The 21,249-nt window shown below is 39.3% G+C and carries 20 protein-coding genes; 17 read left to right on the top strand and 3 right to left on the bottom strand.

Annotated features, from left to right (window positions below; genetic code table 11):
- Window positions 1-25: 25 nt before the first annotated feature.
- Complete coding sequence (gene gldA / locus ACEQ81_RS07495) at window positions 26-919, bottom strand: gliding motility-associated ABC transporter ATP-binding subunit GldA (protein WP_411030230.1); 894 nt, start codon at window positions 917-919, stop codon at window positions 26-28.
- 366 nt (window positions 920-1,285) lie between these two features.
- On the opposite strand from gldA, the gene ACEQ81_RS07500 reads away from it, so the two are divergent.
- The 5 genes from ACEQ81_RS07500 (at window position 1,286) to ACEQ81_RS07520 (ending at window position 6,018) form a co-directional block, all read left to right on the top strand.
- On the top strand, window positions 1,286-2,113 hold the full coding sequence (locus ACEQ81_RS07500) for a prephenate dehydratase (RefSeq protein ID WP_411030382.1): 828 nt from the start codon (window positions 1,286-1,288) through the stop codon (window positions 2,111-2,113).
- Window positions 2,110-3,255 (top strand): pyridoxal phosphate-dependent aminotransferase, encoded by a 1,146-nt coding sequence (locus ACEQ81_RS07505; protein WP_411030231.1) that lies wholly within the window; start codon window positions 2,110-2,112, stop codon window positions 3,253-3,255. The genes ACEQ81_RS07500 and ACEQ81_RS07505 overlap by 4 nt, the downstream gene beginning before the upstream one ends.
- 14 nt (window positions 3,256-3,269) lie before the next feature.
- On the top strand, window positions 3,270-4,130 hold the full coding sequence (locus ACEQ81_RS07510) for a prephenate dehydrogenase (RefSeq protein WP_411030232.1): 861 nt from the start codon (window positions 3,270-3,272) through the stop codon (window positions 4,128-4,130).
- 31 nt (window positions 4,131-4,161) lie between these two features.
- Window positions 4,162-5,244 carry a chorismate mutase gene (locus tag ACEQ81_RS07515; protein ID WP_411030233.1) on the top strand — a complete coding sequence of 361 codons (1,083 nt, stop codon included), beginning with the start codon at window positions 4,162-4,164 and terminating at the stop codon, window positions 5,242-5,244.
- A 99-nt stretch (window positions 5,245-5,343) separates the two neighbouring features.
- Window positions 5,344-6,018: a head GIN domain-containing protein gene (locus tag ACEQ81_RS07520; protein WP_411030234.1), complete on the top strand. Its 675-nt coding sequence runs from the start codon at window positions 5,344-5,346 to the stop codon at window positions 6,016-6,018.
- Window positions 6,019-6,090: 72 nt separating this feature from the next.
- Here ACEQ81_RS07520 and ACEQ81_RS07525 read toward each other — a convergent pair whose 3' ends face one another.
- Entirely contained in the window at window positions 6,091-6,531 is a 441-nt protein-coding gene (locus ACEQ81_RS07525) for a hypothetical protein (RefSeq protein WP_411030235.1), read from the bottom strand.
- A 99-nt stretch (window positions 6,532-6,630) separates the two neighbouring features.
- On the opposite strand from ACEQ81_RS07525, the gene rsgA reads away from it, so the two are divergent.
- The 12 genes from rsgA (at window position 6,631) to ACEQ81_RS07585 (ending at window position 19,750) form a co-directional block, all read left to right on the top strand.
- Window positions 6,631-7,581, top strand: a complete 951-nt coding sequence (gene rsgA / locus ACEQ81_RS07530) for a ribosome small subunit-dependent GTPase A (protein WP_411030236.1) — start codon at window positions 6,631-6,633, stop codon at window positions 7,579-7,581.
- A complete protein-coding gene (gene dtd, locus ACEQ81_RS07535) occupies window positions 7,582-8,034 on the top strand; it encodes a D-aminoacyl-tRNA deacylase (protein ID WP_411030237.1) in 453 nt (150 codons plus the stop codon).
- A 100-nt stretch (window positions 8,035-8,134) separates the two neighbouring features.
- Window positions 8,135-10,033 carry a DUF3857 domain-containing protein gene (locus ACEQ81_RS07540; protein WP_411030238.1) on the top strand — a complete coding sequence of 633 codons (1,899 nt, stop codon included), beginning with the start codon at window positions 8,135-8,137 and terminating at the stop codon, window positions 10,031-10,033.
- A 15-nt stretch (window positions 10,034-10,048) separates the two neighbouring features.
- Window positions 10,049-12,064, top strand: a complete 2,016-nt coding sequence (locus ACEQ81_RS07545) for a DUF3857 domain-containing protein (protein WP_411030239.1) — start codon at window positions 10,049-10,051, stop codon at window positions 12,062-12,064.
- 4 nt (window positions 12,065-12,068) lie between these two features.
- Window positions 12,069-12,395, top strand: coding sequence for a nucleotide pyrophosphohydrolase (locus tag ACEQ81_RS07550; protein WP_411030240.1), 327 nt, complete (start codon window positions 12,069-12,071; stop codon window positions 12,393-12,395).
- 79 nt (window positions 12,396-12,474) lie between these two features.
- Window positions 12,475-13,704, top strand: coding sequence for a 3-phosphoshikimate 1-carboxyvinyltransferase (locus tag ACEQ81_RS07555; protein ID WP_411030241.1), 1,230 nt, complete (start codon window positions 12,475-12,477; stop codon window positions 13,702-13,704).
- A gap of 173 nt (window positions 13,705-13,877) precedes the next feature.
- Window positions 13,878-14,927 (top strand): tRNA preQ1(34) S-adenosylmethionine ribosyltransferase-isomerase QueA, encoded by a 1,050-nt coding sequence (gene queA / locus ACEQ81_RS07560; RefSeq protein ID WP_411030242.1) that lies wholly within the window; start codon window positions 13,878-13,880, stop codon window positions 14,925-14,927.
- A 75-nt stretch (window positions 14,928-15,002) separates the two neighbouring features.
- Window positions 15,003-16,046 (top strand): 23S rRNA (adenine(2503)-C(2))-methyltransferase RlmN, encoded by a 1,044-nt coding sequence (gene rlmN / locus ACEQ81_RS07565; RefSeq protein WP_411030243.1) that lies wholly within the window; start codon window positions 15,003-15,005, stop codon window positions 16,044-16,046.
- Between the two features lie 115 nt (window positions 16,047-16,161).
- A complete protein-coding gene (locus tag ACEQ81_RS07570; RefSeq protein ID WP_411030244.1) occupies window positions 16,162-17,139 on the top strand; it encodes a polyprenyl synthetase family protein in 978 nt (325 codons plus the stop codon).
- A 102-nt stretch (window positions 17,140-17,241) separates the two neighbouring features.
- Window positions 17,242-17,805 carry an RNA polymerase sigma factor gene (locus tag ACEQ81_RS07575; RefSeq protein ID WP_411030245.1) on the top strand — a complete coding sequence of 188 codons (564 nt, stop codon included), beginning with the start codon at window positions 17,242-17,244 and terminating at the stop codon, window positions 17,803-17,805.
- Window positions 17,792-18,568 carry a hypothetical protein gene (locus tag ACEQ81_RS07580; protein ID WP_411030246.1) on the top strand — a complete coding sequence of 259 codons (777 nt, stop codon included), beginning with the start codon at window positions 17,792-17,794 and terminating at the stop codon, window positions 18,566-18,568. The genes ACEQ81_RS07575 and ACEQ81_RS07580 overlap by 14 nt, the downstream gene beginning before the upstream one ends.
- 123 nt (window positions 18,569-18,691) lie before the next feature.
- A complete protein-coding gene (locus ACEQ81_RS07585; protein WP_411030247.1) occupies window positions 18,692-19,750 on the top strand; it encodes a hypothetical protein in 1,059 nt (352 codons plus the stop codon).
- 68 nt (window positions 19,751-19,818) lie between these two features.
- Here the strand turns inward: ACEQ81_RS07585 and ACEQ81_RS07590 are convergent, their stop codons facing one another.
- The gene (locus ACEQ81_RS07590; protein ID WP_411030248.1) at window positions 19,819-21,231 is read right to left on the bottom strand and encodes a hypothetical protein; all 1,413 of its coding nucleotides are present in this window, start codon (window positions 21,229-21,231) and stop codon (window positions 19,819-19,821) included.
- Window positions 21,232-21,249 lie beyond the last annotated feature (18 nt).

Below are 21,249 nucleotides of genomic sequence, written 5' to 3' on the forward strand. Positions count from 1 at the left end.
CGGTTTTTAGAAAAATCTGCACTAATTACTGGGTAAGCTCAGAAAATAAAATTTCTAAATTTTTGTTCTTTCGGGCCAGCTGTAGGGTTTTCAATTTGTTGTCATGGGCAAAGTCAAAAATTACGGGGCGCATATCTTTTTGAGTGTCGAAGGTAATCTCGTAAACAAATCCCCCCATATTTTTTACTGTTGTAACATGCGCTATTTGCTGTAGCAATACTTCTTCTACCCTGTAATCAAACTCTACCTCAATGATCTGGCTTTCTTCGTTGCGAAGATCCGAAAGGCCCTTATCGGCTACTAAAACTCCCTTGTTGATTATCAATACACGGTCACATACAGCTTCTACTTCCTTCATGATATGTGTGGACAGCAATATGGTCTTTTCTTTTCCGATATTCCTTATCAACTTTCTAATTTCCAACAATTGATTAGGATCCAAACCCGTAGTGGGTTCATCCAAAATAAGTACTTCAGGATTGTGCAAAAGCGCTGCAGCTAATCCAACACGTTGTCTGTACCCCTTGGAAAGGGCACTTATTGGCTTATGGGCTTCGGGGGTTAGACCCGTTTGTTCAATTACCTCGTTAATACGGTTCTTATCTACTTTATATACATTGGCATTGAAGGTTAAATACTCCTTAACGTACATGTCCAAGTACAATGGATTGTGCTCTGGTAAATACCCAATACTTTTTTGTACGTTTCTTTTTTCCGATAACACATTGAACGAATTTACAATGGCCTCACCTTCATCTGCCTTGCTATACGAAGTTAGTATCTTCATCATGGTGGATTTGCCTGCGCCATTGGGCCCCAAAAAACCTACAACTTCCCCTTTTTTTATGTCAAAGGAAACGTTGTCCAAAGCCTTTTGAGTACCGAAAACCTTAGTAATTTGTTTTACCGTTATGGACATTGAATCAGATTTTTATCAAAAATAAACAAATAAGAAGTCATTGCAATCAATATATTATTCTTAGCAGAACTACATTTTCAAAAATAAATCCTCAAAGATTCGGTGATAATTCAAAAAATCCAAAAAAATAAACGGAGAAAATTTGATTTTTAAATTTAATAATTACCTTAGCCAAAGTTTTAAAAGAAAATGACAAAGCAATATTTCTGGAACGGTTTTTATTTTTACTTCTTTTTTAAGAGAGGTACGGAACTGTTCTAGCATATTTTAAAAATATATATAGAGTGAAGTTCCGTGAAAACCGGAACTTTTTTTTTGGATAAAATTCTAAAAATAAAGAATAGGAAACAGGAGCTGTATTACAACATGGGTTTAAAAATAGCTATACAAGGAATTCGGGGATCTAACCACCATCAGGTGGTGAAAGAGTATTTCGGGGATACCGTTGAGTTAGCCGAGTGTTTGTCTTTTGACACCTTGGTAGATAAACTTTTGGATAAATCCGTGGATAAAGGTGTTATGGCCATTGAGAATTCCATTGCAGGCTCCATCATTCCAAATTATGCACTGGTTTACCACAATAATCTACATATTATTGGGGAGCATTATCTCAATATTCACCATAACCTAATGGCTTTAAAGGGGCAGACCATTGCCGACATTGAAGAAGTGCGGTCTCACCCTATGGCGCTCTTGCAGTGCAAAGTCTTTTTAAAAAAACATCCACATATAAAGTTGGTGGAAGATGTGGATACCGCGGAGACCGCAAAGAGGATCCATGAACTTAAATTGAAGGGAGTTGCCGCTATAGCACCTGCCGTAGCGGCAGCGCTTTACGGGTTAGATGTTATTGCCCCGGAAATTCAGACCATAAAGAACAATGCCACAAGATTTATCATTGTAAAGACACAAAATAAGGTGTTACCGTTATCGGAAATCAACAAGGCTTCCTTGCGTTTCGTTACGGATCATAAAAGGGGCAGTCTGGCCACCGTGTTGAACGTAATGAGCGATTGCAATTTAAATCTTACCAAAATACAGTCGCTCCCTATCATTGAGACTCCTTGGAAATATGCCTTTTTTGTAGATGTAACCTTTGACCAGTACGATTATTTTGAAAAAGCAAAATCCTTATTGCAAATAATGTCAGAAGATTTTAAGGTGTTGGGGGAATATAAAAATGCAAGACTATGATAATCACCGCAGATAGGTTAAATACCGTACAAGAATACTATTTCTCCAAAAAATTGAGGGAAGTAAGGTCTTTAGTGGATGCAGGCAAGCCTATCATTAATATGGGTATCGGTAGTCCGGATCTGGTGCCTTCACCAAATGTAATAAAGGCAATAAAAGAGGCGGTGACGGACAATGGTGCTCATCAATATCAGAGTTACCAAGGATTGCCGGAGCTTCGCAAGGCCATATCCGAGTTTTATAATAAACAGTTTGATGTGGTATTGTCCCCAGATAGCGAAATACTTCCATTAATGGGCTCTAAGGAAGGCATTATGCACATCAGTATGGCTTTTTTAAATGCGGGTGACGAGGTATTGATACCAAATCCGGGTTACCCCACTTATACATCGGTTACTAATTTGGTCGGTGCGGTACCTAAGCTATACGACCTTCGTCATGAGAATTCATGGTTTCCCGATCTCACTGCGTTACAGACACAAGACTTGTCCAAAGTAAAACTAATGTGGATAAGTTATCCACATATGCCTACCGGTGCTACCGCAAATAAGGGCCAGCTAACGAAGCTTATACAATTTGCAAAGGCCAACGATATCTTATTGGTAAACGATAACCCCTATAGCTTTGTGTTATGCAACAATCCACTGAGTATTTTGGAATTAGCAGGTGCTAAAGAAGTAGCCTTGGAACTTAATTCTTTAAGCAAAACATTTAACATGGCAGGTTGGCGCGTAGGTATGGCTTTAGGTAGCGCAGCACATATAAATGCCATACTGAAGGTAAAAAGCAATATGGATTCTGGAATGTTCTACGGTATACAAAAAGGAGCTGTGGCCGCATTGCAGAGTAGTAACACCTGGTATAAGGAATTGAATGAGGTGTACCAATCTAGAAGAGAACTGATGTTCCGTTTGGCCGACACCTTGGATTGTACGTATGACAAAAATGCGGCCGGGATGTTTGTTTGGGCCAAATTACCATCAGGAGCTCCTTCTTCAGAAGAGTTTATAGACGATGTACTGTCCCAAAAGGATATTTTTATAGCTCCGGGCACCATATTTGGAGACAATGGAGAGGGATATATTAGGTTTTCGCTATGCGTCACCGAGGATAAGATTAAAGAGGCAATAAATAGGTTTTAAAGGATTAAACGGCAATGAATGTATTTGTAATCGGTATCGGACTTATTGGAGGCTCAATGGCCAAGGATATAAAGCAGTTAGATTCAAATGTCCGGATATATGGTATTGATGCCAATGAAGCTCACTTGGATGAGGCACTGGCGTTAGGGCTAATAGATCAAAAATCTACCTATGAGGAACTCTCCACGGCGGATATGGTCATTGTTAGCATACCGGTAGACGTACTTGTAAAAGAGCTGCCCAAAATACTGGACAGAGTTCATGATGATGCTCTTGTTTTGGATGCAGGTTCCACAAAGTCGCTGATTTGCAAAGTAGTTGCCAATCACGGAAAAAGAAGAAATTTTTTAGCTTGTCATCCTATTGCAGGTACAGAATTTTCGGGACCTTCCGCAGCCATACCAGGTTTGTTCGATGGCAAGACCAACATCATCTGTGAAATAGAAAAGACCGCCTTTAAATTACAGGAAAAAGCGTTAGAACTGTTTCGCCAATTGGGAATGAGGATAAGTTATATGAATCCGGAGGCGCATGATAAGCACATTGCCTACGTTTCTCATTTATCACATATAAGTTCTTTTATGTTGGGAAAAACGGTAATTGAAAAAGAAAAGAACGAACGCGATATTTTTGACATGGCGGGAAGTGGTTTTGAGAGTACCGTACGGTTGGCAAAAAGCTCTCCGGCCATGTGGACACCCATTTTTGAACAGAACAAACAAAATGTTGTAGAAACCCTAGAGGAGTATATTCGAAATCTGGAGGTTTTTAAACAAATGCTTTTGGAGGACAACTTTGAAGGCGTTTACAAAGAAATGAGCAACACCAATAAAATAAAAGAAATATTAAAAGGAATACCGCTTAATAAACACTAAGAACAAATTAATAATTACAAAAATTAAAAGAGTGAAAAATTCAAAACAAATGAGGGGTTGGTTAGATGATTTAGGGTTAGACCATCCCTTGGTAATTGCAGGGCCATGCAGTGCGGAAACGGAAGAGCAGGTACTAAAGATAGCACACGAACTTAAGGATACCGATGTTAACTACTACCGAGCTGGTATTTGGAAACCCAGAACCAGACCAGGAAATTTTGAAGGTGTTGGTGCTTTGGGGCTAAAGTGGTTGCAAAAAGTAAAAGAAGAGACCGGATTAAAAACCGCGACAGAAGTAGCCAATAGGGCCCATGTAGACTTGGCATTGGAGCACGACATAGATTTACTTTGGATAGGCGCACGTTCTACAGTAAGCCCTTTTATTGTGCAGGAAATTGCCGATGCCCTTGAGGGAACGGACAAGATTGTGCTGGTAAAAAACCCGGTTAACCCGGATTTACCCTTATGGTTGGGCGCCATTGAAAGACTACATACGGCAAATATCAAAAAACTGGGAGTAATACACAGGGGATTTTCTACCTATGAAAAGAGTAAATACCGAAACATTCCAGAGTGGCAATTGGCCATTGAACTGCAGACCAAATTTCCCGATTTACCTCTTATTAACGACCCTTCCCATATTACAGGTAAAAGAGATATGATCTTTGATGTTTCGCAAACGGCATTGGACCTAAATTTTGATGGACTGATGATAGAAACGCACTATGACCCGGATAATGCTTGGAGCGATGCCGCACAACAAGTTACCCCCCAACGCCTAGTACAGATTATGGAAGATCTTAAAATTAGAAAAGAAACCGATGAGGAAGCCGAATATAATAGCAAACTAAGTAATCTTAGGGCACAAATAGACATTATAGATAACCAGTTGATAGAGACTATGGGGAAAAGAATGAAAGTTTCCGATGGTATAGGGCATCTAAAGAAACAAAAGAACGTAGCAGTGCTGCAGACCAATAGATGGAACGCTATTTTAGGAAAAATGATCTTGGAAGGAGAATCTAGGGGGTTAAGCGAAGAATTTGTTTTACGCATGTTCAAGGCCATTCACCAGGAATCTATAAACCATCAAGAGAAAATACTAAAAGGATAGCTTAATAAAACCCCGGTATACACTGGGGTTTTATTTTATTTTCAACTGTAACAAAATACCTTTTGTGTTATCTTTAATTAAAACAAAAGCACAACGAAAATGAAAAGACTAGCTACTCTTTGTATACTACTGCTGGCCACAAATGTATTCTCCCAACGAATTATTGATAAAAGTGTTGGCGATTTTAATGAAATTAAGGTCTTTGATCTTATTGAAGTTAATCTGATCAAATCCGATGAAAACAAAATTTTGATCAAAGGACGTAATGTGGATGATATTAAGTGGGAAAACAAAAATGGCACCTTAAAACTAAGGATGCAACTCGATAAAAAATTTACCGGAGAGCATACTTTAGTAGAAGTCCACTATATAGATATAGACATTATTGACGGAAATGAAGGCGCCAAAATCGTTTGCAATGAAACGGTAGAAAAAGATCGCATTCAGTTACGCGCTCAGGAAGGAGCCCGTATTAAGATAGGAATGAACGTGGCACATGCCGAGATTAGAGCCGTTAGTGGTGGAATAGTAGAGGCATCGGGTTTGGCCAAAGACCAAATAATTGTGCTTAACACTGGAGGTATTTTTGAAGGTAAGGAGCTAAAGACCCAAGTTTCGAGTATTAAAATATCAGCCGGCGGAGAGGCCGAACTGCATGCTTCGGATAAAGTAGATATTAACGTTACTGCGGGCGGTGACGTCTATGTCTATGGCAACCCCGGAGAGGTAAACAAAAAAACATTTGCAGGCGGAAGAATTTATATGGAAGATTAGTTCATTAGGTACTTCCAAATAAAAAACCCGGCCATTGACCGGGTTTTTTATTTGGTCTAATTTACCTTAAAACTATTTCTTAAAGATATAGCGGGTGATAAAGATGCCTTTTCCATCTCCTTTACCGCCTTCACTTTCCACGGCACTTGTTACAAAGGCAAGTTCCCATCCTTCGGATACCATGGTATTAATTTTTGAAGTAATCAAAGCATCGTTTGCAGCTATGTTCTGAAAACGGATACCACCAATATTATAGAAGTTCAAAAGTTTTGTTTCTTCGAAGTTCTTAACTCGGATTTCACCCCTTTTGGATTTATTTCTTGTATTATCGTCTTCTGTCTGAATACTAGAGTACTCCTTATAATCCTTGTCTTCCAATGCGCTGATTATCCTAGACCTTCCAAGTCCGTTTGGTACAATAGATTCTACACTGGTAATTACCTTAAACTGTTGCGCGCTTACATCAACAGTGGTCATTACGGCAAGCAAAGCGATAAATAATACTTTTTTCATGATTTAATGTTTTGTTGTTGTTAATAGACTATTCAACGAACAAAGATAGTGGTTAGTATAAAAGGATTGTTGTTTCTTTGCAAAGATATCGATACGTAAATGCAAGGAACCGTTTATAAAAGTACAGGAAGCTGGTACACCGTTAAGGTGCCCAATGATGGCTTTTATGAATGTAGAATAAAGGGCAAATTTAGAATTAAAGGTATAAAGAGTACTAATCCTATTGCCGTTGGGGATAAGGTGAAGTTTAAGGTAGAAAGAGTTGGGGATGAGGAAGTGGGGGTAATTACCGATATACTGGATAGACAGAATTATATCATCAGAAAATCTGTCAACCTTTCAAAACAGACTCATATAATTGCCGCCAATCTAGATCAGGTATTCCTAATGATCACATTGAACAACCCTACCACTTTCACCAGTTTTATAGATCGATTTTTGGTTACTTCGGAGGCTTATGAAATACCCGCAATCTTGTTGTTTAACAAGATAGATACCTATAATGCCGAGGAACTTGTAGAAATAAAGTACCTGGCGGCGATATATCGGAAAATAGGCTACCAATGTATTGGTATCTCAGCAAAAACTGGCAAGCATGTGGACAAGGTAAAACAGTTGATGGTAGGCAAAACCAGTATGTTCTCTGGTCATTCGGGTGTAGGTAAATCTACACTGATCAATTTTATCTATCCAAAACTCGATATAAAAACGGCTCAAATATCCCAGCAACATTTTCAAGGGCAGCACACGACTACTTTTGCCGAAATGCACGATCTAGACTTTGATGCAAGAATCATTGATACCCCTGGTATTAAGGGATTTGGTATTGTAGATATGGAAAAAGAGGAAATCGGGGATTATTTCCCCGAATTTTTTAAACTAAAAAATGAATGTAAATTCAACAATTGCCTTCATTTAGATGAACCGCAATGTGCTGTTAAGGATGCCCTGGAAAAGGACGAAGTGGCCTGGAGCCGTTATAGAAGCTATGTGCAAATGGTAACTGGGGAAGAAGAGAATTATCGGGTAGATATTTATAATGAAAAATAAATGAAAGCGGTAGTTCAAAGAGTTTCCAAAGCAAGTGTCACCGTGGCGAGAAATAATGTTTCGAGCATTGAAATGGGACTGTTAATTCTTTTGGGCATTGAAGATGCGGATAGCGACGAGGATTTGGAATGGTTGGTCAGAAAAATTGTAAACCTAAGAATCTTTAATGACGATGATGGAGTTATGAACAAATCACTTTTAGAGGTAGGGGGTGATGCCATTGTTGTTAGTCAATTTACACTTCACGCGAGCACAAAGAAAGGGAACCGCCCTTCCTATATAAAGGCCGCAAAACCAGGCGTTGCGGTTCCCATATACGAAAACTTTGTAAAAAACTTAGAGGTTAAACTTGGTAAAAAGGTAGGAACGGGAATTTTTGGGGCAGATATGAAAGTTGGCTTGGTTAACGATGGGCCAGTTACCATTATCATAGATACAAAGAACAGAGAATAACGAATTTCATCGTTTTTTATACACTTAGGTGTAAGAAATTTACGATGTTTGCTTTACAATTCAATGACCTGACCAAATAATGATACGCCTACAATGCCTAATGATTATTCTTTTTTTGAGTAATCTATCCACTGCCCAGGAGCCTTCCTACAGCTCACTTCTAATTGATAAAAGTCTAAAAGAAAATGCCAATGCCGTTGTTAGATTGGATGAGATGAAAATCCATTTGGTATCTAACAGACATATGACCTATACCGTAAAACAGGCGGTAACCGTACTTAATAAACTTGGTAATCCGTATGCCAGAACTAGGGCATATTACGATAAGGAGAATAAAATTAAAAAGATAGAGGCTTATGTCTACGATGCGTTTGGCAACGAGACAAAACACATAAAAAGAAAAGATTTTCAGGATTTAAGTGCTGCCGATGGATTTTCACTATATACGGATGACAGGTTACTTAATTATAAATACACACCCACACAATACCCCTATACCTTAGTATTTACTTATGAAATGGAATCTACTGATACAGGTGCTTTTCCTTCTTGGTACTTTATGTCTGGCTATCTGTCTAGCGTAGAAAAAAGTGTGTATGAGATAAGCTATGACAAAAAGGAGTTAAAACCCGTGATAAAAGAGCACAACTTTGCCAACTCCACCATTTCAAAAAAGGAATACCCAAACAGAATTAGATATTATGCAGAGAATATAACAGCTATAAAAAGAGAAGACCTTTGTCCGGGATTTAAATCCTTAACACCTCGGTTGTCCGCTCGGTTAAAAAATTTTCATTATAAGGGATATGACGGTAATGTTGATACCTGGGAGGATCTTGGTGCTTGGGTAGATGCTAATCTACTAAAAGGACGGACAGATCTTTCCGAAGCAACGGTATTAATGGCAAAGTCCATGGTAAAGGGTGTTGAGGACGATTTAGAGAAGGCAAAAATTATTTATAAATACGTCCAGGACAATACAAGATATATTAGCGTTCAGATAGGTATAGGCGGGTTTCAACCTATAAGTGCTATCGATGTGGATCGTGTTAAATATGGAGATTGCAAAGGGTTGTCCAATTATACCAAGGCATTATTGGAAGCCATTGGGGTAAGTTCGCACTATGTTGTGGTGCAGGCTGGTGGCGATAAGGTAGATTTTGATGATGACTTTCCGGATTTGATACAAGGAAACCACGTTATCTTGGCTATTCCATACCAAAGCCAATATTATTGGATAGACTGTACGTCTCAAATACATCCTTTTGGTTTTGTAGGAGATTTTACCGACGATAGAAAAGTACTGGTAGTGAAGCCCAATGGCGGAGAAATCGTTAAGACCGTTGCCTATATAGACCAAGAGAACTATCAGCATACCGAAGGTGTCTATAGTTTAACCTCGGAAGGCGATATTTATGGGGAGGTCGCTATTAATTCTACAGGCGTGCAATATGACAATAGATTTTCCTGGGAAGAACTCCCAAAAAATGAAGTAATAAAACGCTATAAAAAGTACTGGCACAACATTAACAATTTGGAGGTACAGGAGTTTCAGTTTCAAAACGATAGGGATACCATAAGGTTTACAGAAAAAGTAAAGCTAAAGGCTGCCAGTTATGGGTCTAAAAGTGGGGAAAGAATGCTGTTTGCTGTAAACGCTTTTAATAAAAATGACAACGTCCCCAATCGATATAGAAATAGGAAATTACCTTTTGAAGTGCAGCGAGGTTTTTTAGATGAGGATGAATTCAATATTACCTTACCCGAAGGTTATACCATAGAAGCCATACCTAACATGGAGGAAATAGAGAATGAATTTGGCGCCTATAGCATGTCGGTGCAACCCAGTGAGGATGGTAAAACCATACATTATAAAAGAAGCCTTTTTGTGAAAAAGGGTTTATATCCTAAGGAAAAATACAAAGCATATAGGGATTTTAGAAAAAAAACTGCCGGAGCGGATAATGCAAAAGTAGTACTGATACAAACATCCAAATAACAAGTAATATTAGATATGAGGACTATTAAGATTCGATTAGTGGGTGTATTGATGTTTTTTACGATTATCAATACGGCCCAAGAAGTTAAATTTGGGAAAGTTACCAAACAAGAATTGGAAGAAACGGTGTACGAACCAGATTCTTCCGCATCTGCAGTGGTACTTTTTAGGAAGTTTAAATTGGATTATAAATATATTCAAGAAGTAGGCTTTCAGATAATTACCAGCGTTCATGAACGAGTAAAAATTTATAATAACGAGGGGTTTTCCTATGCCACGGTAGTAGAAAGGTTATACAAAGACGGAGGGACCAAAGAGTCGTTGAGCAATATAAAAGGGTTTACCTATAACTTGGAGAATGGACAAATTGTAAAGACCAAACTAAAATCGTCCGAAACCTTTACTACTTCTTTATCCAAATATCGTAATGAAGAAAAATTTACCATGCCTGTTGTAAAAGAGGGAAGTGTAATAGAGTACGAATATAAAATTAACTCGCCATTTGCGTATTCTATTGATGAGGTGATTTTACAATACGATATTCCGATAAAGAAACAGGAAGTTACTATTTCCATCCCCGAATATTTTTCATTTAAAACCAATATGAAGGGGTATTTGCAGATTATGCCCGAGTATTCCTCAATCTCTGGGAGAATTACATTAAATAGTAAACAAAGAAGCGGAGATTGGGTTGTCACCTCAAAGTTTGACCAAAACACAATAAATTATACCAAAAAGAAAACCGCATTTAATATGGTCAATGTTCCTGCACTTAAAGAGGAACCCTTTGTAAACCATATGCATAACTACAGGGCAAGCATGAACTATGAACTGCAATATGTGAAATATCCGCAGTCTACGATGAAGAGTTACGCTACAAGTTGGGAGAAGGTTGTGAAAAATATTTACGAAAGCGATGGTTTTGGCAAGCAGTTAGAGACTACTAGATATTTTAAGGACGAGCTTCAAGTTCTTTTGAATGGGTTAACCACTGATGCAGAAAAGGCAGGTGTTATTTTTGCATATGTTCAGAAGCGAATGAATTGGAACGGGTTTAATGGTAAATATGCTTACGAGGGTGTAAAAAAAGCTTTTGAAGAAAAAACGGGCAATGTGGCCGATATTAACCTTATGCTGGTAGCAATGATGCGAGAGGCAGGACTAAAGGCCAATCCGGTCCTAATTAGCACAAGGAGCCATGGCGTGCCCCTGTTTCCCACCCGAGAAGGTTTCAATTATGTAGCGGCCATTGTGGAAATAGATGGTAATGGCGTACTCTTAGACGCTTCCAATAAATATACCAGTCCTAATTTACTCCCCACTAGAGCGCTTAATTGGATGGGTAGGGTAATCCATGAAGATGGTTCTTCGGAAACGGTTCAGGTCCTTCCAAATAAACTTTCGAGAGAGTCCAATATGATCAATGTAAACTTAAAATCGAACGGGGATATCGCGGGTAAATTTAGAAAAAACTACACCGATCATAATGCTTATTACTTTAGAAACAATTACAATGAAGTAGATGAGGATTCTTATTTAGAAAAATTGGAGAACGATCTGAACGGCTTGGAAATTTCCAATTACAAGGTGCTAAATAAAGAACATGTTGGTAAAGCCATAGTGGAGACCTACGATTTTTTCATGGAAAGTCAGTTAGAGGTCATCGGGGACAAAATATATTTTTCCCCACTACTATTTAAGCAAACCAAAGAAAATCCTTTTAAGTTGGAAAAGAGAGATTATCCTATAGACTTTGCCTTTCCATGGCAAGATAAATACATAATAAACATCGTTATCCCGGAAGGGTATAAAGTTACTTCCAAGCCCGAGGACATCAGTATTGGTCTGGAAAACGGTATGGGAAGTTTTAGATATAAAATCGTTGATCAAGGAAGTACGGGACTACAAGTGTTGGCAGAGATAAAAATGAATTCTGCCGTACTCCCGGCTCAAGTATACTCTGGAATCAAAGAATTATATAAAAAAATAGTGGAAAAGGAAGCAGAAAAAGTAGTTTTGTCCAAAATATAGAGGCATGAACATACAAAATGCGCAGGAAGCGGTAGATGAGTGGATCAAAACCCATGGTGTCCGATATTTCAACGAACTTACCAATATGGCCCAGCTAACCGAGGAAGTTGGGGAAGTGGCTCGCATAATAGCCAGAAGGTATGGAGAGCAGAGCGAGAAGGAATCCGATAAAAACAAGGATTTGGGTGAAGAATTGGCCGATGTGTTGTTCGTTGTACTCTGTTTAGCCAATCAAACAGGCGTTGATTTACAAGCGGCATTTGACCAGAAATTGGACCTAAAGGCGAAGAGAGATCACGATAGGCATCACAATAACCAAAAACTTAAATAGTGTTATATTTGTCTTTCTTTTTTAGTCAAATATAAAAGGTTTATCGGTTCGCTAATTCCTTTGCCAAACACTATAAAAATTGAATTTACACCTTTCACCTCCCAAATCCAGCTTAGTAAGATCCAATATTAAAATAACAGGTTCTAAGAGCGAATCAAATCGTCTGCTCTTATTACAAGCGTTATTCCCAAATTTGGATATCCAAAACCTTTCCAATTCTGATGATGCAAGGGTAATGAAGAAGGGGCTAGCCACCTCCACCGGAGAGGTAGATATACACCATGCGGGTACAGCAATGCGTTTTCTTACCGCTTTTTTTGCTTCCCAAGAAGGGAAGGAAGTGACGCTCACCGGTTCTAAACGTATGACCGAACGCCCAATAAAAGTATTGGTGGAAGCACTACAGCGTTTGGGAGCGGAAATTAGGTATGTAAAGGACAAAGGGTATCCGCCCATCCATATTAAGGGACATAAGCTGGAACAAAACGTAGTGAGTTTACCCGCCAATATTAGCAGCCAGTATATTACGGCTTTACTACTGATTGCTCCAAGTTTAGAAAAGGGATTGGAATTGAACTTATTGGGCAAAATTACATCGGTACCCTATATAAAAATGACCCTGGCATTGTTAAAACAAATTGGCATAGCAAATTCATTTGAAGGAAACCAGATCAAGGTCTTTCCAAAAAAGACCGTAGACCCCATAAAGGTAGTAGTAGAATCTGACTGGAGTTCAGCCTCTTATTTCTATGGCATAATGGCGCTTGCAGATGAAGGTTCTGAGATTAGCCTGTCCGCTTATAAACAAAACAGTTTACAGGGCGATAGCGTACTTTCTGAAATATATGAGGATTTTGGAGTGATAACAGACTTTAGGGAAAATACGATTGTACTTAAAAAGGTAGCGGTGGCCAAGCCACCATTGTTGAGTTATGACCTATCCAACGCTCCAGATATTGCACAAACCATCGCGGTAAGTTGTTTTGGTCTGGGTTGGGGATGCCATCTATCAGGTTTACATACTTTAAAGATTAAGGAGACCGATAGATTGGAGGCTCTTAAAGAAGAACTGTCTAAGTTAGGGGCAAACATTACCGTGTCCGATAAGACCCTAACCTTGGGGTCGTCAACAAAGATAAAGGAAAATATACCTATAGATACCTATCACGATCACCGCATGGCTATGGCGTTTGCACCTTTGGCCCTAAAAACACCCATAGTTATCAATGATGCGGAGGTGGTTTCCAAGTCTTATCCCGATTATTGGAAAGACCTAGAATCGCTTCATATCGGTATTACAGAGCTTTAAATTTATTTATTACCCGTTTTACTTGACAACGCCTAGTTCAGGATTGTATATTTGCAGCCGCAAAAATCATTAAACAAGACCATCATTTACCCTGATGGGCACAAAAGTTAGGTTTGCCAAATAGGTAAAGAAAATATTAGATGCCCTCGGATTACAAAAACTAAAATCACCATATGAAATTATCGCACTTCAGTTTTGAACTTCCAAAAGAATTAATGGCAGAATACCCTGCTGAAAATAGGGACGAATCCAAGTTAATGGTTATTCATAGGGAAACCGGAAAGATAGAACACAAAATGTTCAAAGATCTTATAGATTATTTTGATGAGGGTGATGTTATGGTTTTGAACAACACCAAGGTTTTTCCGGCAAGATTGTATGGCAACAAAGAAAAGACAGGCGCAAGGATTGAAGTATTCTTGTTACGCGAACTGAACGAAGAACAACGTTTGTGGGATGTTTTAGTGGATCCGGCGCGTAAAATCAGGATTGGGAATAAACTATATTTCGGGGATGATGAAAACTTGGTTGCAGAGGTAATAGACAATACCACGTCTAGAGGGCGTACGTTACGTTTTCTTTATGACGGATCGTATACCGATTTCAGAAGAAAACTAAGAGAACTAGGAGAAACCCCTTTACCAAAATATATTAAAAGGGATGTAGAACCCGAAGACGAGCAACGCTATCAAACCATTTATGCCAAGCATGAAGGCGCCGTTGCGGCACCTACGGCCGGTTTACATTTTTCTAAACATTTGCTGAAAAAATTGGAAATAAAAGGTGTTGATTTTGCCGAAATAACGCTGCACGTTGGCCTAGGTACCTTTAATCCGGTGGAAGTAGAAGATCTTTCCAAACACAAAATGGACAGTGAAGAACTTATAATCGACGAAAAGGCCACTGAAATTGTAAACAATGCAAAATTACAAAAAAGGAGAATTTGTGCGGTGGGTACAACGGCAATGAGAGGGTTGGAAAGTGCGGTATCTTCGGAACGTACCTTAAACACTTTCGACGGGTGGACAAACAAATTTGTATTTCCTCCATACGACTTTAGTATTGCCAATTGTATGGTTACAAATTTTCACCTTCCAAAATCAACGTTATTGATGATGGTTTCTGCCTTCATAGGGCACGATTTAATGAAAAAAGCGTACAAACAAGCAATCCTGGAAGGATATAAATTCTATTCTTATGGAGATGCCATGCTGATTATCTAATCTGCATGCAAAACAAAGATGCTCCGGCAAGGTCTTTGAATATTTTGGGGAGGCAGATTTTTTAACTATGACCTAGTGGATACAGCCAAAAAAAAAGACATCAGAGCCCTGACCAAGGAGCAATTGAGGGATTTCTTTGAAAGTAAGGGAGATAAGCCTTTTAGAGGGAATCAGGTGTATGAGTGGCTGTGGCAGAAATCTGCCCATTCTTTTGATGCCATGACCAATGTTTCCAAAGAAACAAGGCAGATGTTAACCGATAATTTTGTGATCAACCACATTAAGGTAGATCAGATGCAACGCAGCAAAGATGGTACCATTAAAAATGCCGTTCGCTTACATGATGATCTTGTTGTAGAGTCTGTACTTATTCCTACAAAAACCCGAACAACTGCTTGTGTTTCCAGCCAAGTAGGATGTAGTTTGGATTGCAAATTTTGCGCCACAGCCAGGCTTAAACGCATGCGCAATCTAAATCCGGATGAGATATACGATCAGGTAGTTGCCATAGACAATGAAAGCCGTCTCTATTTTGATAGGCCACTGAGCAATATTGTATTTATGGGCATGGGAGAACCCTTAATGAACTATAACAATGTCTTAAAGGCCATTGACAAGATTACTTCCCCCGAAGGCTTAGGCATGTCGCCGAAGCGAATTACGGTATCCACCTCTGGCGTACCCAAGATGATTAAAAAGATGGCCGATGAGCAGGTGAAATTTAAACTGGCGGTATCGTTACATTCCGCTATAGATGAGGTACGCACCTCCATTATGCCCTTTAACGCTACCTTTTCGTTACATGATCTTAGGGAAGCCTTGGAATATTGGTATCAAATGACAAAAAGCCGGATTACGTATGAATATGTGGTATGGGAAGGCATTAACGATACCCAAGAGGATGTAGATGCCTTGGTTGCTTTTTGTGGTTTTGCTCCTTCTAAGGTAAACTTAATAGAATACAACCCTATAGATGACGATATGTTTAGGCAAGCATCCGGATCGGCTTTGGAAATGTATGTAGCTACTTTAGAAAAGAACGGAATTATTGTAACCGTCCGCCGTTCTAGGGGCAAAGACATAGATGCGGCCTGTGGGCAATTGGCCAATAAGTCTTAGTATGTACCTGGCAAAGCTTCATTGCTCGCATTTTATGTTAAGCTTATCGGATAGCTGTGGGTATGCCCTTAATTTTAACTAATTTTACGATACCAAGCCAAATGGACAATCGTTTGTGAAGATAGCAGCTCAGATTAAGGAACCGATCAATCAGGAGATGGAGCTTTTTGAAAAAAAATTCCACGAATCCATGTCCTCCAAAGTGGCCCTTTTCAATAGAATTACCTATTACATCGTAAACCGGAAAGGAAAACAAATGAGACCTATGTTTGTTTTTCTAACTGCAAAGCTATTGAACGGCGGAGAAGTAAACGAACGTACCTACCGCGGTGCTTCCGTTATAGAACTCATACATACGGCTACACTTGTCCATGATGATGTAGTGGATGAAAGCGATAAAAGACGGGGTTTTTTCTCTATCAATGCATTATGGAAAAATAAAATTGCCGTACTGGTGGGTGATTACCTTTTCTCCAAAGGAGTTTTGTTATCTATTGATCATGAAGATTTTGATCTGTTGAAAATAATTTCTGTAGCGGTACGCGAAATGAGTGAAGGCGAGTTGTTACAGATTGAAAAAGCAAGGCTGCTAGATATCACCGAAGAGGTCTACTATAACATCATTAGACAGAAAACGGCTACCCTAATAGCCTCGTGTTGCAGTATTGGTGCCTGCTCGGTGAAGCCCCAATCTGAGGAAGTGGAAACTTTTAGGAGATTTGGCGAGCTATGCGGTATGGCATTTCAGATAAAGGACGACCTCTTTGATTATGGTGAGGAAAAAATAGGGAAGCCCACAGGCATAGATATCAAAGAACAAAAAATGACCTTACCTTTTATCCATGTTTTAAACAATTGCGATAAAAAAGAAAGAAACTGGCTCATAAATTCCATTAAAAACCATAACAAAAACAAAAAGAGGGTAAAAGAAGTAATAAACTTTGTGAAAGCAAATGGCGGATTGGCCTACGCGGAGATCAAAATGCATGCTTTTAAAGACGAAGCGTTGGGGCTATTAAAACCCTACCCAGATTCTGCTTATAAGAGCGCTCTAGAACTTATGGTGAATTATGTAGTAGACCGAAAGAAATAGGTTGAAACATGTACCAACAGCAATTTTTTTAAAAAAATCCAACACTTCAGGCAACGTTTTTACCATTTTAGACGTCTATCTTTATAGCAGACACTAACTAAGGTGAAAATTATTTCTTTTTATAATAGCGATAGTACACTTATTAAAAGAGCAGCTAAGTCCGACAGGCAGGCTCAGCAAGCCATTTATGATAAATATGCTCCTAGAATGTTGAGTGTATGCAGACAATACATCCAAGATTTACAGTTTGCGGAAGACGTTATGATCGGTGGATTTGTAAAAGTATTTTCCCACTTAAGCAACTTTGAGAATAGGGGCAGCTTTGAAGGGTGGATACGGAAAATTATGGTACGGGAATCTATCTCCTATTTAAGGAAAAAACAATTTGTGGTCTTTGATGAGGAAATTTATGAAAATAACGCCAGCACCTCTTTTTCAATTAACGAAGAGTTTGATGTAGAATCAATACAGCGGCTTATAGATAAGTTGCCCGAAGGGTATAAAATGGTTTTTGTGCTTTATGCGGTAGAAGGTTATAAGCATACCGAAATAGCCGAAATGCTGAAAATTTCCGAAAGCACCTCAAAAACACAGCTTTTTAAAGCTCGAAAAATGTTACAGGACAAATTAAAGAAAGAAAATATTTTAAGTTATGGCACCCGTTAAGTTTGAACAACAGATAAAGGAAAAGTTTGATGAAAGGACGATAAAACCTTCAGATAAGGCTTGGAGTTCCATTTCTGATACTTTGGACACTCACCAAAAACCGAAGAAGAACAGTATTCTGTGGTATAGCGTGGCTGCAAGTTTCATAGGTCTTTTAAGCATATCCATATGGTATTTGGGAAACGGGGAAAAGGAATTGGATAGTGACCAGGTTGTTAAGGTACCTCAAACAGAGCACATTAAAGAGGCACCAGAGCCCATTTTAGGGACCAATAAGAAAAACCCGGTGGAAAAAGAGCAAATCAAAGCAGTAATGGCGCCTACTTCCATTAAAGAGGAATTAACGGAAATACAAACAATTTCAGCACCCAATGAGCAACAAAGGTTAAGTAAACAAATCCTTCAGGGTTCCAAAAACGTGGAACCCTTGGAGGAACAGGTGGCGGAAAACAAAGAAAAATCATTGGGGGAGGATACGGAAAAAATCATCGACTCTAAAATTGCCGAAGTTGTGGCCCAGGTAAATCTTTTGGAAAAATCGAATACCGAAGTCACCGATGCCGAAGTAGATTCCATATTAAGAAGAGCGCAAAAAGATATTTTAACCAATAAGCTTTTTCGCAAAGATCAAACGGTAGATCATGTGGCACTGTTGGCAGAAGCGGAGGACGAATTGGACCAGTCCTTTAGAGATCAAATTTTTGAATCTCTCAAAAGCGGTTTCATCAAGGTTAGAACCGCGGTGGCTGATCGCAATAATTAAACGGACGTAGGTTAATTAGGTAATCAACAATATTCATCAATCAATAATCAATCCCTGAGCTATCTCCCCATATTTGGTCATGTACCAGTATAGGGGAGGTATGGAGGGGTAAAATCAAAAATCATGCGAATCATTAGTTTTTATTTAGCGGTGCTAATATTTTCTTTAGTCACCCAAAATTTAGTTGCACAGAACAAATACAAAGAAAAAATTGAAGCCCTGCAAGAGCAGCGCGATAGGATTACCGATCAGGAAAAGGAAGCCCTTAAGTTAGAAATAGAGGATATTAATAAGCGAGCAGAAAGGGGGCAAATTAGTATGGAGGAAGCGAAGACCCTTAAAGAGGCAGCCGCTAAAAAAAGAGCTTTGAACATCGAGAACAGGATTTCAATCATAGACAACAAGATTGCACTTTTAGAAAGAAACGAAGGGGAGCTTTTAGAAAGTACAAAGGATCGCCCCGACTTTGACGATGGGGTAGGAGTGAGTATTAATTTTGGTGATGAACCATGGCGAATTTTTGAAAGGAAAAAGCCCAAATACGATCGTAAGACCTATTCCGACTTTGTTTTTGCCATTGGTTTAAACAATGCCATAACAGAAGGACAGTCATTGGAAGATTCGCCTTATAAGATTGGCGGTAGTAGGTTCTTTGAGATGGGATGGGCTTGGCGAACACGGATTTTTCGTAATTCCAATTTTTTCAGATTAAATTATGGTTTTTCCTTTCAGTTCAACGGTTTAAAACCCGAAGGGAATCAAATATTCGTTACCAACGGCGATCAGACCGAACTGGAAGAATTTGAATTCGACCTTAAAAAATCCAAACTCCGTATGGACAATTTGGTATTTCCCATTCATATTGAGTTTGGACCGTCCAAAATTAGGGAGACTGAGAACAGTATTCGGTATTCCCTCCATAATCAATTTAGGATGGGTATTGGTGGTTATGGCGGATTTAACCTGGGTACCCGTCAAAAACTAAAATATACCAGAAATGGTGAAAGCGTAAAGGACAAATTAAAAAGAGGGTACAATACAAGCAATTTTGTTTACGGATTAAGTGCCTATGCAGGTATAGAAGGAGTTTTGCTTTATGCAAAATACGATTTAAGCCCTTTGTTTCAGGACGCTATAACCGATCAGCATAATATCTCATTGGGATTGCGATTTGATCTTTAAAAATTAAGGTTTAATAACAAAGCCGAGGAATAACCTCGGCTTTTCATCAAAACAAAACCTCCACAACATTAAATTGCGACAATACCTTGAGTGTTGGTGTCGGGAAGATTTCCAGACTCCTCGCCCACATGTTCTAACGACTGACCGTTGATTCTGTAGATTCCTATGGTACCGTCCAACCCGTATAGCTGATATAAATAAGCCCCATCATCTGTAATCCACATATCTATCCACCCTTCCGTATTTGCAAAAGCATCCGGTCCATTGTCAGCACCTCCAGTTCCGTTACCTAAGGCAGCGGTTTGATCTATTAAAGCAACGATACCATTGTTAAAGTTATAGGAAGCCAAACCCGCTTCTATGGCATTGGAGACAAAGAAGGTACTTCCGTCCGCGGTAAAATCTAACCAACAAGCTGTTCTGCCAGTGTTTCCTTCCCCAGAACGTACATCTAAACTTATTGGGGTAAGGGTACCATCTGCTTGGATTTGCCATGTGGATACCGAACCGTCTTGCAAGGCAGGAAATGCAGGTGGGGTGCCGTCTGGCTGAAATTCCCTGGCCTCTGTAACTACCACATAGTTGTCCCCAACTATTTGAAAGCCAATGGCGGACGGAAGATTTCTTCCTTCTGTATTACCTCTTAAGGTAGATGTAGCCGCTCCCCATGCAGTGTCGCTTAGTGTTCCATCAGCGTTTACTGAGTACACCACCAATTCATCTTCACTTCCGGAGGCCAACGCTGAAGCTCCCGAATTAATGGAGGCTACCACCAACCAATTTCCATCGGGTGAAAATTGCACGGCAGATGGCCTATTGGCCAAGTCTCTGGTAGAACCGCCAATTGGGGATAAAGAGCCATCATCCAACAACCAATATCCGGTTACAGTTCCCTGATGCTCTGGTTCTCCCCCGGAAAGAAACTCCTGGCGGGTAATATTGCTTACATATACAATGCCTTTTAACCCATCCGCGGCATCGGGCCTTGGGGAATAGGCTATACTGTTTGGCCCTAACGCCCCAGTATCTTGGGAACCTACCAATTCTAGCGAATAATCTTCATTGATGTTAAAGGAAGTAATTGTATTACTGCCTGCATTTACCGCCAATAAATTGGCATTATCATCAGTTTTGGTAAGGGCATAAGCAGAGATAAGGGGATCTAAACCCTCTCCACCATCAAAATCACCACCATTGCCACCCGTTGAGTTAGGCCCAATAGGTGTTAAAGATCCATCTGCGTTTCTTCCATAAGCAATTATTACATTAGGTCCCTGTACATTTGTTCCGGCTACTTGCCCATCACCATTGGTCATGGCGTAGACCGCTCCTACAAATCCACCGGTATCATTATCGCCTCCATCTGTGTTATCGTCTTCCGCTACAGGATCGTTGGTTATGAAATCGTCATCATCACTACAAGAACTGATTGCAATTACCATGGCCAGCAAGGCAAATGGAAATAATTTTAAATTTTTCATCTTAATTTTTTTAGTTTT

Source organism: Spongiimicrobium sp. 3-5, from assembly GCF_046557915.1.
Classification (GTDB): Bacteria; Bacteroidota; Bacteroidia; order Flavobacteriales; family Flavobacteriaceae; genus JBHEBG01.